The organism is Rathayibacter sp. VKM Ac-2879 (assembly GCF_015351245.1).
Taxonomy (GTDB): Bacteria; Actinomycetota; Actinomycetes; order Actinomycetales; family Microbacteriaceae; genus Rathayibacter.
Map to the genome: position 1 here is coordinate 177,580 of NZ_JADKSO010000004.1, position 15,309 is coordinate 192,888.

The following is a 15,309-nucleotide window of genomic DNA, read 5'->3' on the forward strand; positions in this document are numbered from 1 at the left end:
GCGCGTAGCGTCGGAGCGTCTCTCGGCACCGCGCGGGTCCGCCGTGTCCGGTGTCGAGTTCGAGAAGGGACTGGACATGACGGCATCCGGAACGACGCGCATCCTCATCCTCGGCGGCGGCTACGTCGGCCTGTACACGGCCTGGGGGCTCGAGAGACGACGCCGGCAGGCGCCGATCGACGTGACACTCGTCGAGCCGAACCCCTTCATGACCTACCAGCCGCTCCTCCCCGAGGTCGCCGGCGGGCACGTGCAGCCCCGCCACGTCACCGTGCCCCTCGTCTCGGCGCTCAAGCACACCCGGGTGCTCCGTGGAGCCGTCACCGGCGTCAGCCTGGCCGAGCGCACCGCGACCGTGGCGGCGATCGACGGATCGTCTCGCACGCTCGAGTTCGACCAGGTCGTGTTCGCCCTCGGGGCGGTCACCCGCACCTTCCCGACCCCGGGCCTCGCCGAGCACGGCATCGGCTTCAAGACGGTGGAGGAGGCGGCGCACCTGCGCGACCGCGTTCTCGAGAACGTCGCCCGGGCCTCCCTCACGACGGACCAGAGCGAACGACGGCGACTTCTCACCTTCGTCGTCATCGGCGGCGGGTACACGGGCGTGGAGGCGCTGAGCGAGCTGCTCGATCTGAGCCGCCGTGCGCTCGCCGCCCACCCCTCGCTCTCGGTCGGCGACGTCACCTGGCACCTCGTGGAGGCGCTCGACCGCATCGCGCCCGAGGTCGGCCCCGAGCTCTCGGCCTGGACGCTCGCTCAGCTCCGCGAACGCGGCGTGCATGTGCACCTGAAGACGACGATGCCCTCGTGCGAGGACGGCGTCGTCGAGCTGTCGAGCGGCGAGCGCATCCCCTCCGCGACGATCGTGTGGACGGCGGGCGTGAAGCCGAATCCGATCCTCGACGCGACGGATGCGCCGCGGGGGCCGAAGGGCCATGTGAGGGCCGACGCGTGCCTCCGGGTCATCGGCGACGACGGCGAGCCCGTCGGAGGCGCCTGGGCCGCGGGCGACGGCGCCCAGGTGCCCGACCTCACGTCGGTGAAGCAGCCTGCCTACTACCCGCCGAACGCCCAGAACGCGGTGCGGCAGGCCAAGCTGCTCGCGCGCAACCTCGTCGCCGAGGTGACCGGCGGAGTCGTGGAGGAGTATCGCCATGCCTCCCTGGGCACCGTCGCCGAGTACGGACTGGGCAAGGGCGCCGGACTGATCAAGGGGGTGACGCTGCGCGGGCTTCCTGCGTGGTTGGCGCACCGCGCCTATCACGGCGCGGCGATGCCCAGCCTCGATCGGAAGTGGCGGGTCATCACGGGATGGCTGGTCGACGCGGTCGCTCCCCGCGATCTGTCACCGATGGGCGCGCTGCAGGATCCGCGGAGGGCGTTCCGCGAGACGGTGGAGGCGACGGACCGGGCTGAGGCGGCGACGAAGGCGGACGAGGCGGCGTCCGCGACGGCGGATCCGGCCTCCTGAGCGTACGCGGGCGCAACGGAGGTGGCGAGCGTCAGACGCGTCCCCGCGGCCTGAGGCGCACGGAGGGCAGCTCGGGAGCAGGCAACGGCCTCCCGGGATACCCCGGCACGATTCCGAAGGGGCCGTCCGAGTCCCGTCCGTCGATCACGTCGGACTGCCAGCGCTCGCGGGCAGCGGCGATGTCGTCGTGGCTGCGCCCCACGAAGTTCCACCACATCACGAGCTGCTCGCCGAAGGGCTCGCCGCCCAGGAGCACGACCCTCCCTCCCTCGGGACCCGCGGTCAGCGCGAGCGCGTCGCCCGACGGGGGGAGGTAGGCGAGGTGCGGAGGCTCCACCCACGCCCCCTGCACGCCGATCGGCCCGGAGTCGACGAGGACGCCGTACTCCCATCCCGGCTCGCGGGGCAGCTCGACGCTCGCGTCGGGTCCCAGGTCGATCTGCGCGGCGACGAGAGGAGTGAACACGCTCGCGGGCACGGCGACTCCGAGCATCCCGCCCACGAACACGTGCACCACGAGTCCCGGGCGCTCGACCCGCACGCTGTGGTGGTGCTCGAAGAACGGCTCCGTCGTGCGCGCCTCCTCCGGCAGCGCGACCCAGAGCTGCACGCCATGCAGCACGGGCGCCGCCCCCGTCGAGACCTCCGAGTGCGAGATGCCGTTCCCGGCGGTCATCAGGTTCAGCTCGCCGGGGCGGACGAGCGAGCTGCTCCCCACGCTGTCGCGGTGCTCGATCTCGCCCTCGAACAGCCAGCTGACGGTCTGCAGTCCGGTGTGCGGGTGCGGCGGGACATCCATGCCTGCCCTCTCGCCCAGCTGGACGGGGCCGTAGTGATCGGCGAAGCACCAGGCGCCGATCGTCGAACGCGAGCGCTGGGGGAGGGTGCGGCGGACTTCGATGGCCCGCGGGCCGCCGAGCGGCACGAGGCGCGCCTCCAGGATCTCGACGGGGCCACCGGCAGGGGGCTCCGGGGTGACCGGGAGCTCGGCGGGATGCTCCTCCAGGTTGCTCATCCCGAAAGTCTATGCCTGTGCATGGAAACGCTGCCCGGGCCGCCGTCGCCTCACCCCCGGGATCAGGCTCACGCCCAGGGCGAACAGGCCTCCGCTCTCGGGCGAGCGCTGGTTACAGTCGACGTATCGGAGCCCACCCCTGCGGGTTCTGTAGGGAGTGACAGCATGTTCGAGAGATTCACCGATCGCGCACGGCGCGTCGTCGTCCTGGCCCAGGAAGAGGCCAAGATGCTCAATCACAACTACATCGGTACGGAGCACATCCTGCTCGGCCTGATCCACGAGGGCGAGGGAGTCGCCGCGAAGGCACTCGAGTCGCTCGGCATCTCGCTCGACGCCGTGCGCGAGCAGGTGCAGGACATCATCGGCCAGGGGCAGCAGCAGCCGACCGGCCACATCCCCTTCACGCCTCGGGCGAAGAAGGTCCTCGAGCTGTCCCTCCGCGAGGCGCTCCAGCTCGGCCACAACTACATCGGGACCGAGCACATCCTGCTCGGCCTCATCCGCGAGGGCGAGGGAGTCGCGGCGCAGGTGCTGGTCAAGCTCGGCGCCGACCTCAACCGGGTGCGCCAGCAGGTCATCCAGCTGCTCTCGGGGTACCAGGGCAAGGAGCAGGTCGCCGTGGGCGGTGAGCAGCAGCAGCCTCAGGGAGGCTCGCAGATCCTCGACCAGTTCGGGCGCAACCTCACGCAGGCGGCGCGCGACAACAAGCTCGACCCGGTCATCGGGCGCGAGAAGGAGATCGAGCGCGTGATGCAGATCCTCTCGCGCCGCTCCAAGAACAACCCCGTCCTCATCGGCGAGCCCGGCGTCGGCAAGACCGCCGTCGTCGAGGGCCTCGCCCAGGCGATCGTGCGCGGCGACGTGCCCGAGACGCTCAAGGACAAGCAGCTCTACACCCTCGACCTCGGCTCGCTCATCGCCGGCTCCCGCTACCGCGGAGACTTCGAGGAGCGCCTCAAGAAGGTCACGAAGGAGATCCGCACCCGCGGCGACATCATCACCTTCATCGACGAGATCCACACCCTCGTCGGCGCAGGGGCCGCAGAGGGCGCGATCGACGCCGCCTCCATCCTCAAGCCGCTGCTCGCCCGCGGCGAGCTGCAGACCATCGGCGCGACCACGCTCGACGAGTACCGCAAGCACTTCGAGAAGGATGCGGCGCTCGAGCGTCGCTTCCAGCCGATCCAGGTCGCGGAGCCGTCGCTGCCCCACACGATCAACATCCTCAAGGGTCTGCGCGACCGCTACGAGGCGCACCACAAGGTGTCCATCACGGACGGCGCGATCGTGTCGGCCGCTAACCTCGCCGACCGTTACATCAGCGACCGCTTCCTGCCAGACAAGGCGATCGATCTGATCGACGAGGCCGGCGCCCGCCTGCGCCTCTCGATCCTCTCGGCGCCGCCGGAGCTGCGCGACTTCGACGACCGCATCGCCGTCGTGCGCTCGGCGAAGGAGGCCGCTATCGAGGACCAGGACTTCGAGAAGGCCGCGTCCCTCCGCGACGAGGAGAAGCAGCTGCTCGGCGAGCGCCTCCGCCTCGAGAAGCAGTGGAAGTCGGGCGACGTCAAGGCCACCGGCGTGGTCGACGAGGGCCTGATCGCCGAGGTGCTCGCGCAGGCGACGGGTATCCCGGTCTTCAAGCTGACCGAGGAGGAGTCGTCGCGACTCGTCTTCATGGAGAAGGCGCTGCACCAGCGGGTCATCGGTCAGGAGGAGGCCATCGCGGCCCTCTCGCGCACCATCCGCCGCACCCGCGCCGGCCTCAAGGATCCCAAGCGCCCCTCCGGCTCGTTCATCTTCGCCGGCCCCACCGGCGTCGGAAAGACCGAGCTCGCCAAGGCGCTCGCCGAGTTCCTCTTCGACGACGAGAACGCGATGATCTCGCTCGACATGTCGGAGTACGGCGAGAAGCACACCGTCTCGCGGCTGTTCGGCGCCCCTCCCGGGTTCGTCGGCTTCGAGGAGGGCGGCCAGCTCACCGAGAAGGTGCGGCGCAAGCCGTTCAGCGTGGTCCTCTTCGACGAGATCGAGAAAGCCCACCCGGACATCTTCAACTCCCTCCTCCAGATCCTGGAGGAGGGTCGACTCACCGACGGCCAGGGACGTGTCGTCGACTTCAAGAACACCGTCATCATCATGACCACCAACCTCGGTGCCCGTGACATCGCCGGTGGTCCCGTCGGGTTCCAGATCGAGGGTGACAACGCCACCGGCTACGACCGCATGCGCGGCAAAGTCAACGAGGAGCTCAAGAAGCACTTCAAGCCCGAGTTCCTCAACCGCGTGGACGACGTCATCGTCTTCCCGCAGCTGTCGAAGCCGGAGCTGCTGCAGATCGTCGACCTGTTCATCACGCGCCTGGGCGATCGTCTCCTCGACCGCGACATGACGGTCGAATTGACGCAGTCGGCCAAGGAGCGACTGATCGAGGTCGGGTTCGACCCGGCCCTCGGCGCCCGCCCTCTGCGTCGCGCGATCCAGCGCGAGATCGAGGACCAGCTGTCCGAGCGGATCCTGCACGGCGAGCTCGGGGCCGGAGACCACATCCATGTGGACTTCGTCGGCGGGGCGTTCGTCTTCACGACGACGCCGCGGCTGATCTCGATCAGCGCCGGTGCGACGGCGGGAGCCGCCACGACAGGCCCCGCGACGCCCGACCTGATGGCGTAGCGTTCCGCCTCCTCGACGTGCCCGTCCCTCCTTGCGGAGAGGCGGGCACGCCGTCGTTAGGGGCGCGCCCTGTGCCTCCGTCGCGGAATAGGGTGGGGGAGTGGCTGATTGGAAGTACCCGGTGCGCCGGGCGCGCACGAGCGATGTCCCGTTCATCCAGGAGCTGAGCGAACCGCTCGTCAACGAGCGCATCCTGCTCGGCAAGGACCGCGTGGTGCTCTACGGCGCCGTGCAGGAGTTCCGTGTCGCTGAGGACGGCGAGGGCAACCGCATCGGGTGCGGCGCGTTGCACGTGATGTGGGACGACATTGCGGAGGTGCGCACTCTCGCGGTCGCGACGCCGTGGCTGGGCAAGGGAGTCGGCCATCACATCCTCGAGCGCCTCGAGAACGACGCGCGCGAGCTGGGCCTGTCTCGGCTGTTCTGCCTCACCTTCGAGGTCGACTTTTTCGCGCGCCACGGCTTCTCGCCCATCGGCGAGAAGGTCGTCGACCCGGACGTCTACGCGGAGCTGCTGCGTTCCCCCGACGAAGGTGTGGCGGAGTTCCTCGACCTCGCGCGCGTGAAGCCGAACACTCTCGGCAACACCCGTATGCTCAAGACGCTCTGACAGGTGGAGCGTCGTAGCCTGTGCCGGTGACCCCGCCTCCCCGTCGCCTGCCCGCCGGGGTGTACCGCCGCCGCCGTGCCGTCCTGCTGCTCGTCGTCCTCGCGGTCGTCGCGATCGTGGTCGTGCTCGTCCTGCGGCCGTGGACCGGCGTCGGCACACCCGACGCTGGAGCGCCGACTCCCACCGAATCGCCGTTGCCGACGCTCTACCCGAGCGCCTCCGACTCGGGGACGCCCGCCGCGATCCCTCCCTGCACCGCCGCCTCGGTCTCGGTGACCGCCGTGACCGATGCGACCAGCTACGGGGCGGGGGTCAACCCGCAGCTGTCGCTGTCTCTCGCGAACATCTCGAACGCTGACTGCGTGATGAACGCCGGCACCAGCCAGCAGGTGTTCCGCATCACCAGCGGATCCGATCAGATCTGGTCCTCCGCCGACTGCCAGACGGGCGCGACCGACCTTCGTGTGCTGCTCCAGGCGGGCCGTTCGGTGACGGGCAGTTCGATCACCTGGGACCGTACCCGCTCCTCGCCCGACACCTGCTCGGGCGGCCGGGAGGCGGTGACGGCGGGCGGGGCGGCCTACAACCTGTCGGTGTCGGTCGGTGGCATCGAGTCGGGGTCGACGACGCAGTTCTTGCTCGAGTAGGCCTCCCGGCGGAGGCGCGAGCAGCGGCTCGGCGGTACGCTGACGCCCATGTGGGGGATGCTCGGCTCGGTCCTGTCTGTGCCTCCCGTGGCAGGCAGGGCGAGGAGGTGGCTTGCCGGTGGGCTGATGGCCCTCGTGCTGCTGCTCGTCGTTGCGCCCGAAGCGGCGGCGCTGGAGCGAGCGAGCGCCTCCGCGGCGGCAGGAGCGGCGGGAATCGTGCGCGTGGGCGTGGACGACTTCCGCTTCTCCGAGTACTCGGCCGACTTCGTCCTCGAACGGGACGCCGAGGGTCGGTCGCTGTTGACGACGACCGAGACGTTCGTCGCGGAGTTCCCGCAGAGCGATCAGAACCACGGGATCCGGCGCGCGATTCCGCTCGATTTCCAGGGTTATCCGACCGATGTCCGGTTGGTTTCCGTCACCGACGGCGGCGGAACGCCCCGCGCCGTCGACACCGAGACCGACGGGGGGTTCCTCCTCGTGACGAGCGCCGAGGAGGGGTTCGTGCACGGCCGCCAGAGCTATGTCTTCACCTACACGCAGCACAACGTGACGTTGCCCGCCGCAGGTACGGCCAGCGGCGAGGACGAGTTCTTTTGGGACACGAACGGCACGGCGTGGAGCCAACCTTTCGACCGTTTCGATCTTCGGGTCAGGCTCGGGCAGGGCCTCGAGGAGGCGATGACCGGAGCTTTGAGCTGCTACCGCGGCCGGGCCGGGTCGACCGACACGTGCTCGATCGGGCGGGATGCCTCGGGAGTGAGCGCCTCGGGAGGGTCTCTTGCGAGTGGTGAGAATGTCACGGTGGCGATCGGCTTCGCCCCGGGGACCTTCACGCCGCGCGATGATCGGTACTTCGCCTCCGGCTGGTCGTGGGTGCAGCTGGGCGGGCTCGCGGGGCTGCTGATCGTGCTCGTTCTCGCCGTGCGTCGGCGGAGGACCGTGCTGCGGGACGCGCCCGGTCGGCCGACGGTCATCGCGGAGTACGAGCCGCCGGCTCAGGGGCTGTTCCTCTCGGCAGCGTTGGTGGGGAAGACGGCGAAGGCGCCGACGGCGGCGTTTCTCGACGCGGCTGTGCGCGGACTGGTGCGGATCGAGGAGACGGCGGGTGGGAGGAAGCCCGCATTCGCCTTGCGCGTGCTCGATCCGGCGGCGGCGGCTCCACGGCGTGCGGGCAGGCCGCGGACCGTTCCCTCCGATGACCGCCGCTTCTTCGACGTGGCGTTCGGTCGAGTGCCCGGAACGGTGCGCGAGCTGTCGGGGCGCGATCGGGCGTTCGGCGCGGCGGTGTCGGGTTTCGTGCATGGACTGAGTGAGAGGACGACGGAGGCTGGACTGAGGCGAGCCGGGACGGTCGTCGGGTCGGTGGTGCTCGTCGTCGTGGCTGTGCTGGCGTTTACTGCGGCGTTCGTCGGCGGAGTCGTGGTGGTCTCGTCGTCGCTCGGCGGCCTGCTTCCGGGGGTGTTGCTCGCGGTCGCGGTCGCGATGGCCGCGGCGTCGATCGTCCTGGTGTCGAAGGTGCCCCTGACCGCGGCGGGCGCGGAGCTGCGCGACCACGTGCGAGGACTGACGCTGTACATCCGGCTCGCGGAGGCCGATCGTTTGGCCGTGTTGCAGTCGCCGCGGGGTGCGGAGCGTCGTGCGGCTGGAACGGTCGATGTCGTCGAGGTGACGGAGCGGCTGTTGCCCTGGGCGGTGCTGGTCGGGCTCGAGAAGCAGTGGGCGGAGGCGTTGGCGGTTGTGTATGAGCGTGAGGGGGAGGCGCCGCTCTGGTATTCGGGTACGAGCGGCTTTCGTGCTGCCGCGTTCGTGGGGAGCGTGTCGTCGTTCTCGTCGTCGGCATCGAGTTTCGTGGGCTCGGCGTCGAGTTCGTCGAGTGGTGGTGCAGGCGGGGGCGGCAGCTCTGGCGGTGGGGGCGGTGGGGGCGGTGGGGGAGGCGTGTAGCTGCTGGGCCGGAGCGAGCGCGGCCCTGGTCCTAGCCGGTGGCATGGCCCGTTCTTCGCCGTCGTGATCGGCGGTCGCGGCTCCGGGCGGCGGCGAAGTCGCGGGAGCTGCGGCTCGAGAGGGCGAGGAGCACGAGGATGTCGAAGGCGACGCTGCCTAGGTTGGTTTGCAGGCTGATCGCCGCACCTCCCTGGAGGACCGCGGTGAATGCCGCGAGGGTGCTGAGCACGCTCGAGGAGAGGGCGAGGAGTCGTGCCGTCGCGGATCCGCGGAGGACGAGCGCCCCGAGGACCAGCCAGACGAGCATTGCCGCACCGAGGACGGCGGCGGCGACGATGCGTGTCGTGTCGGCGTCGGTCGGTGTGCCGTCGCTGGATCCGCCGTCGAGCACTGTCAGGTCGTCGAGGGAGGCGACGCCGGTGAGCAGCAGGGCGGTCTGTAGGGCGTAGGCCAGAGCGCGGGCGACGAGCATGAGCGCTCCGACGCGGGTGGTGGCGGGGCGACGGGGACGGGTGGAGCGGGTGCCTGGTCCGGCGAGCTCGGTCGAGGCCGCTGGTTCGATGGTGGCGGTGGCGGTGGCGATGGGGACCGCGCGGAGGTCGACGACTGGGAGGTCGCCGTCGGTGACGATGGAGTCGCCGCCTCCGTTGCGGGCGTGGTAGCCGGTGGAGAAGTCGCGGATGACGTCGATGACGGCCTCGGGATGCCGGGCGACGAGCGTGGCGACGATATGGTCGCGTTCCCGATCGGTGTCGGGTGAGATCTTGTGGGTCACCTGCAGCGTGAACAGCGAGAGCCCGACGCTGCGGTCGAAGGTGCCCGCCGCGACCCATTCGGCGGGGAACCCGCCGGGCAGTAGCCAGCCGTCTGGACATCGCCAGAAGCGGACGTGGTGGCGCTTGGCCGGATTGCCGGCGACTTCCTGCTGGAATGCGACGTCTTGCTGTCTTCCGAACACGAACAGCGGCGAGACGGGTGCCTCGTGATAGCTGCGGCGGGTCAGCGTCGAGACGACGATGCGCCAGCTGCTGCGGAGCGTCACCTCGTCGGCTCTCGTCCATCCGGCGCTCGTCATGGCGTGCACGAGCTGGGCGTCGCTGCCGTGCAGGGCGAGGTTGACGGGGTCTCCGAGCAGACCGTCGCTCGTCCGTGCTCGTCCGATGAAGTAGTCGGGTACGTAGAGGCGGGTGAGGATGCGGTGCAGTCGGGGGAGTGCGAGGTAGGCGACGAGCACCCAGACGGCGACGTAGAAGCCGATCTGTGCCCAACCGGATCGGAGGCCGTCGTCGACGAGGACGACCGCGAGAAGGACGGCGGCGACGCCTCCGAGGATGAAGAACGCCTGGTCGAGCAGTACGGGTATCGAGAAGCCTCGCCGCTCGACGGCGCCTCCTTCGCTGCTGGTCACGGCGCCAGCCTAGGTGCGTGCATGGTCGACTCGTGGGTGCGTCGGCGTCAGCCGGCGGGGATCCGCTCGGGAACCGGAACCAGCGCGTGGGTGATCGCGCTCGCCAGTGTGAATGCGCTGGAATCGAGGTGGGAGGCGTGGCCGAGTCGCGTTGCTTCTCCGGCTCGTTGTTTGGCGCCCGAGGCGGGACGGATGTCTCCCGAGAGACTGATCTCGCCGAAAGCGGCGATGCCGGGGCGCAGCGGCGTGTAGGCGTGGGCGGAGGCGATGGCGACCGCGATGGCGAGGTCGGCGGCGGGCTCGAAGAGCTTGACGCCTCCGACCGTCGAGACGTAGACGTCGCAGCGGCGTAGGGGGATGCCTGCTTGTCGTTCGAGTACGGCCAGGATCATGGCCACCCGAGAGGGGTCGACACCGTTCGTGACGCGGCGGGGATGCTCGCCGTCGTTGGCGATGACTAGCGCCTGGATCTCGACGGGCAGCGCGCGGCGCCCCTCCATCGCGACCGTGACACAGATGCCCGGGGTGGGGAAGCGCGTGCGACTGAGGAACAGACCGCTCGGATCGGGGATCTCGGCGATGCCCTCGGCGGTCATCTCGAAGCAGCCGACCTCGTCGGTGGGGCCGAAGCGGTTCTTGAGCGAGCGCACGAAGCGCAGAGCCGTCTGGCGGTCTCCTTCGAAGTGGCAGACCACGTCGACGAGGTGCTCGAGCAGTCGCGGACCGGCGATCGAGCCGTCCTTCGTCACGTGCCCGACGAGCACGAGCGGCAGTGCCCGCTCTTTGCAGACTCGGATCAGGGTGGCGGCGACTTCGCGGACCTGACTGGGACCGCCCGGCAGGCCGTCGACCGTGTCGCTCGCTACGGTCTGTACGGAGTCGACGATCAACAGATCGGGGCGGACTTCGTCGATCTGGCCGAGCACCGTGGCCAGATCGGTCTCTGCCGCGAGATAGAGGCTGTCGTGCATCGCCCCCGTGCGTTCGGCGCGCATCCGCACCTGGGCGGCCGACTCTTCGGCACTGACGTAGAGCACGCGCTGACCTTCGGCGGCAGCACGAGAGGCGACCTCGAGCAGGAGGGTCGACTTGCCCACTCCGGGCTCGCCCGAGAGCAGGACGACCGCGCCCGCGACGATGCCCCCTCCGAGCACCCGGTCGAGCTCGCCGACTCCTGTCGGGCGGTGCGCGGCGGACGTCGTCTGGATCTGCGTGATCGGTCGGGCGACCCGGCCTGCCGACGGCACGACAGGTGTCATGGCACGCATGAGGCCAGTGCGCTCGGTGTTCTCGACGACGCTTCCCCACTGCTGGCACTCGCCGCACCTCCCGACCCATTTGGCGGTCGTCCAGCCGCACTCGGAGCAGCGGTAGGCGGCGATGCGCGTCTTCGATGCGGCCATGGTGTCCTCTCGGTCGGGCGAATCCTGCGCTCTGCGGGTGCAGCATTCGAACGTGTCTTCGACAGTACTGCCGACCTCCGACATTCGAGGTGCGTGTCGTCGGTCTGTGGAGAGATCACGAGAGACCGCCCCTGTGGAGATCTCCCGTCGCGCCGAGCGGCGACCGTCCGATGTCGGTGCTCTGCGGAACACTGGGCATATGGCGTCGACAGTGCACCTTCTCAAGTCCGGCCGCTCCCTCGGCGTGAGCTGGTCGGGTCCGGAGCGCGCGGAGCGCGTCGTCGTGCTCTGCCACCCCGCTCCGGGCTCCGCCGATCTCGATCCCGACCCCGCGGCCACGGCACGGCACGGGGTACGCATTCTCTCGTTCGATCGCCCGGGATACGGTGCATCGTCACTCCTCACCGGCGTCGACCCGGCGGGAGCCGGGGCTGGCGCGAATCCCGAGCAGGCGGCGGCCGACATCGCCGAGTACCTCGCAACCGCGGGGGTTGCTTCCGTCGGGGCCGCGGGCTGGTCGGCGGGAGGCCGTGTCGCCCTCGCCCTCTCGGCCAACTACCCCGGCCTTGTCGACCGCGTCGCCGTGATCGCGACGCCCGCTCCCGACGAGGAGGTGCCGTGGGTCGGAGAGGACAACAGGGCGATGCTCGAGCGCCTCCGCGCCGAGCCGCTCGATGCCGCCGTGCGGTCGCTCTCCCTGATCCTCGAGGGTGCGTTCGGTCCGGCTCCTGACGCGGCCACGATGCTCGGGATGCTCGGCGCTTCCGAAGTGGATGCGCCCGTCCTCGACGCCCCTGGAGTCCGCGAGCGCCTCGAGCGCATGCTGCAGCGCGCGGCGGCGCAGGGCACCGTCGGCATGGCGGCCGACATCGTCGGCTACATGCTGCAGGGATGGGGGTTCGCCGTGGAGGGTGTCGCCTCGCCGACTCTCCTTCTTTACGGCGCCGAGGACGCGGTCGTGGGTTGCGTCCACGGCGAGTGGTATGCGGCGCGGCTCCCCGATTCGCGCCTCGAGGTCGTGCCCGGCCGCGGGCACTTGCTCGCCGTGTCCGAGTGGGACCGCGTGCTCTCGTTCCTCCTCTCTGCGAGCTGACGGGGTGGCCTCCGCCGATTGGCGCGACCTCGGACGGTCGTCTACACTCGACCCCGGTACCGTGTCCGAGCGGCCGAAGGAGCATGTCTCGAAAACATGTGTGGGCTTGCGTCCACCGTGGGTTCAAATCCCACCGGTACCGCCACCGTGAGGCCCTCTACTTCCCCGGAAGTAGAGGGCCTTTCGTCGCTCCCGGCACACGGTCGTCCTGGCGCATCGGCCACCGCGACGGCGATCAGACCGTCCCGCCCATCGCTGGCCCGTCGGCAGCGGTCATCGCCGCCGTGCTGTGTCGCCGTCGGCCGTCGCCCCGAATCGCGTGCCGTGACGTCCTGGGAGGCGAGGCGCCGCCGCCGCGACGTGCGCCGTCAGCGTTGCGACGACTCCGACAGCCACGCCGATTGCGGTCTCGAGACCGCGATCTCGCAGCAGCACAAGCGCGTTCGTCCGGTGCGCCAGCTCGACCATGAGGATCGCCAGCGGAGTCACGAACACCAGCGTGATTCCGTAGTTGCGCCCGACCGTCAGTTCGGCGGCCATCTGCAAGAGCACCACGACGGCGATCGTGGCGAGCGGCGCGAGCGGCAGGCTCAAGAGGACGGCCGCGATCGCGACGCCGGCGACGGTGCCGAGAATCCGGTGGCCGGCGCGGACGAGACGAGCGGCCGCGTCGCCTCCCGAGACCGCCGCAACCGCCGACACCATGGCCCAGGAGGGATGGCCGAGGCCTGTCGCTGTCGGGATCGCGCCCGCGACCACCACGACGACGGCGAAACGAACCATGGCCGCGCGTGTGGCCGGACGAGCGGCTGACGCTCCGAACGAGGCTCGCCACGGCGTCGGCGGGAGGCGGCGAGCACCCGGCGCCGCGAGACCACTCACTCCGATCAACAGTGCGAACCCGGCGGAGGCTGCGGCGACGGCGAACGCCACCGGCACGCGCCCGAGGTCGGCGGGCACCGACGCACATGCCGTCACGGCGAACACGGCGAACAGTGGCCCCGGCGGATGCCAGTGCAGCGCGTCGCTGAGGAACGTCGCGCCGGCGCCGACGAGCGCGACGACCGGGATGACGAGCCAGTCGCGCTGAGGCGAGAGGGCAACCGTCGTCCCGAGGGTGACCGTCGCGACGAGGCAAGCGGCTGCCGAGAACTGGAGGCGCAGTCGCGGGCGGTGGGTGTGCTGCCGACCGTAGAGGGAGGTGAAGGCGCCGAAGGCGGCGTAGAGCGCGGGGTCGGTGCGGCCGAGCGCCCAGAGCACCACCAGAGGCACGGCAATAGACACTCCCGCCCGGACGGCGACGCGATGGGCGCCGGCGTGCGGGCCGACGGCGAAGAGCTCATCGAGGTGCGGCAGCGCGGAGCGGAGAGTGGGAGAGGCGGGCATGGAGTCCTCGGGTCGGCTTCCGAGCAGCGCCGGCCGGAGAAGTATTTCACGGGTAAACTACTTATAGTGTATACATGAAACAGTTCGCCGGCGATGCCGTTGACGCGATCCGGGACGGCTGGTCGGCCTTGCGACCCACCCTCGACACCTCGGCCATCGACGTCGTCGGTCGGCTGATCCGCGCGTCCGCCCTTGTGGTGCGCGCGACCGAGGAGCGCCTCCTTGAGCACGGTCTCACCCGCGGCGAGTTCGACGTGCTGGCCGCGCTACGGCGGTCGGAGGCGCCGCTCTCGCCTACAAGCCTGCGTACCGTCGCACTCGCCTCCGCACCCGCGATCACCAAGCGCCTGCACGCCCTCAGGGGACGGGGCCTGATCGTGCGCTCGGCGAATCCCTCCGACGGACGCGGTGCGCTCATCAGCCTGAGCGGTACCGGGGTCGAGCTGATAGACCGCGCCTTCCCGGAGGTCCTCTCGGTCGAGCAGGCCCTTCTTGCGGGCGCGTCGAGGCGTCAGCTCGAGGAGGCGACCCGGGCGCTGCGGATCGTGCTCGCGAGCATCGAGAGTGCGGCCGAACGGTGACGCGTTCCGCTGCTCGCTAGCGTGGACCCATGCGTCTGACCTCGAGCTTCACCGTGGCGACGAGGCCGCCGCTGCTGCAGCTCGTGAAGACGGCTGTCGCTACGGTGACGACCTGGATCATCGCCGCGCTGGTGTTCCCCGGGACGCTGCCGGTCTTCGGGGCGATCGCGGCGCTGCTCGTGGTCGCGCCGAGCGTGAACCAGTCTTTCTCGAAGGCCTTGGAGCGCAGCGTCGGAGTGATCATCGGTGTGGTCGTCGGCTCGATCATCGGCACCCTCTTCGGTAGCGAGAGCGCGATCGTCCTCCTCGCGATCGTGGCCGCGATCGTGGTGGGCTGGGCGGTGCGGCTCACGCCCGCCTCCGCCGTGCAGATCCCGATCAGCGCGATGTTCGTGCTCTCCGTGGGCTCGGTGACGCCCAACTATGCGGCCGATCGGATCCTCGAGACACTGGTGGGCGCGCTCATCGGCGTGATCGTGAACGGCCTCATCGTGCCTCCCGTGGCTCTTGCGCCCGCGGAGCGCGCGGTAGGCGACCTCACTGCGCAGCTCGCCGGGGCCCTCGATGACCTGGCCGACGCCCTGCAGGAGCCGGTGCCCAGCCGTCGCCTGGACGAGCTGTTGATCAATGCGCGTCTGTTGCAGACCATGCAACGCAAGGCCGAGGAGGCGATCGGTACCGGCGCGGAGTCGCTGCGGCTGAACCCGCGCCGTTCCGCGCACCGGGATCGTCTCGGCGCCCTGGACTCCGTGATGCCCCGGCTGGGGCGGATCGTCACCCGTGTGCGCGGGATGACGCGGACGGTCCACGATCTCTACGACGCCGAGCTCATCGACGAGCCGACGATCGCCGACATCGCGGTGCAGTTGCATCGCGCGGCGCACGATCTCAGGCTGCTGGTGCAATCGGCGGTGGCGATCCCTGAGCCGGAGGCGATCACCGACGAGATGCCGGCGCTCACGGCGCCCCTCGTGATCGTGACGCCGCATCCGCAGCACTGGATCCTGCTCGGGGCCCTCGCCGAGGATCTGCGGCGGATCCGCGAAGAGATCGTCGGCGAGGAGTCCTGAACGGC

At 70.2% G+C, this 15,309-nt stretch carries 12 protein-coding genes and 1 tRNA gene; 9 read left to right on the plus strand and 4 right to left on the minus strand.

Annotated elements, in window-relative coordinates:
* Nucleotides 1-76: 76 nt before the first annotated feature.
* Complete coding sequence (locus ITJ45_RS11675) at nucleotides 77-1,471, plus strand: NAD(P)/FAD-dependent oxidoreductase (RefSeq protein WP_194610163.1); 1,395 nt, start codon at nucleotides 77-79, stop codon at nucleotides 1,469-1,471.
* 31 nt (nucleotides 1,472-1,502) lie between these two features.
* Here the strand turns inward: ITJ45_RS11675 and ITJ45_RS11680 are convergent, their stop codons facing one another.
* Nucleotides 1,503-2,486 (minus strand): pirin family protein, encoded by a 984-nt coding sequence (locus tag ITJ45_RS11680; protein WP_194610162.1) that lies wholly within the window; start codon nucleotides 2,484-2,486, stop codon nucleotides 1,503-1,505.
* Nucleotides 2,487-2,651: 165 nt separating this feature from the next.
* On the opposite strand from ITJ45_RS11680, the gene ITJ45_RS11685 reads away from it, so the two are divergent.
* The 4 genes from ITJ45_RS11685 to ITJ45_RS11700 all read left to right on the plus strand — a co-directional run bounded on the left by ITJ45_RS11685 (nucleotide 2,652) and on the right by ITJ45_RS11700 (nucleotide 8,363).
* A complete protein-coding gene (locus ITJ45_RS11685) occupies nucleotides 2,652-5,162 on the plus strand; it encodes an ATP-dependent Clp protease ATP-binding subunit (protein WP_194610160.1) in 2,511 nt (836 codons plus the stop codon).
* A gap of 100 nt (nucleotides 5,163-5,262) precedes the next feature.
* Nucleotides 5,263-5,772 carry an amino-acid N-acetyltransferase gene (locus ITJ45_RS11690; RefSeq protein ID WP_194610158.1) on the plus strand — a complete coding sequence of 170 codons (510 nt, stop codon included), beginning with the start codon at nucleotides 5,263-5,265 and terminating at the stop codon, nucleotides 5,770-5,772.
* 26 nt (nucleotides 5,773-5,798) lie between these two features.
* Nucleotides 5,799-6,419 (plus strand): hypothetical protein, encoded by a 621-nt coding sequence (locus ITJ45_RS11695; protein WP_323743005.1) that lies wholly within the window; start codon nucleotides 5,799-5,801, stop codon nucleotides 6,417-6,419.
* A gap of 126 nt (nucleotides 6,420-6,545) precedes the next feature.
* Nucleotides 6,546-8,363, plus strand: coding sequence for a DUF2207 family protein (locus tag ITJ45_RS11700; protein ID WP_194610154.1), 1,818 nt, complete (start codon nucleotides 6,546-6,548; stop codon nucleotides 8,361-8,363).
* A gap of 31 nt (nucleotides 8,364-8,394) precedes the next feature.
* Here the strand turns inward: ITJ45_RS11700 and ITJ45_RS14230 are convergent, their stop codons facing one another.
* On the minus strand, nucleotides 8,395-9,771 hold the full coding sequence (locus ITJ45_RS14230) for an LssY C-terminal domain-containing protein (protein ID WP_194610152.1): 1,377 nt from the start codon (nucleotides 9,769-9,771) through the stop codon (nucleotides 8,395-8,397).
* Nucleotides 9,772-9,818: 47 nt separating this feature from the next.
* Entirely contained in the window at nucleotides 9,819-11,174 is a 1,356-nt protein-coding gene (gene radA / locus ITJ45_RS11710) for a DNA repair protein RadA (RefSeq protein ID WP_194610150.1), read from the minus strand.
* A gap of 199 nt (nucleotides 11,175-11,373) precedes the next feature.
* Here radA and ITJ45_RS11715 point away from each other — a divergent pair, with 199 nt between their 5' ends.
* Both ITJ45_RS11715 and ITJ45_RS11720 read left to right on the plus strand, forming a co-directional pair.
* Complete coding sequence (locus tag ITJ45_RS11715) at nucleotides 11,374-12,267, plus strand: alpha/beta fold hydrolase (protein WP_194610148.1); 894 nt, start codon at nucleotides 11,374-11,376, stop codon at nucleotides 12,265-12,267.
* A gap of 55 nt (nucleotides 12,268-12,322) precedes the next feature.
* Nucleotides 12,323-12,412: transfer RNA gene (locus ITJ45_RS11720), tRNA-Ser, on the plus strand.
* 128 nt (nucleotides 12,413-12,540) lie between these two features.
* Here ITJ45_RS11720 and ITJ45_RS11725 read toward each other — a convergent pair.
* On the minus strand, nucleotides 12,541-13,653 hold the full coding sequence (locus ITJ45_RS11725; RefSeq protein WP_194610146.1) for an FUSC family protein: 1,113 nt from the start codon (nucleotides 13,651-13,653) through the stop codon (nucleotides 12,541-12,543).
* Between the two features lie 74 nt (nucleotides 13,654-13,727).
* On the opposite strand from ITJ45_RS11725, the gene ITJ45_RS11730 reads away from it, so the two are divergent.
* Nucleotides 13,728-14,234: a MarR family winged helix-turn-helix transcriptional regulator gene (locus ITJ45_RS11730; RefSeq protein ID WP_194610143.1), complete on the plus strand. Its 507-nt coding sequence runs from the start codon at nucleotides 13,728-13,730 to the stop codon at nucleotides 14,232-14,234.
* A gap of 29 nt (nucleotides 14,235-14,263) precedes the next feature.
* On the plus strand, nucleotides 14,264-15,304 hold the full coding sequence (locus ITJ45_RS11735) for an FUSC family protein (protein ID WP_194610141.1): 1,041 nt from the start codon (nucleotides 14,264-14,266) through the stop codon (nucleotides 15,302-15,304).
* Nucleotides 15,305-15,309: the final 5 nt, after the last annotated feature.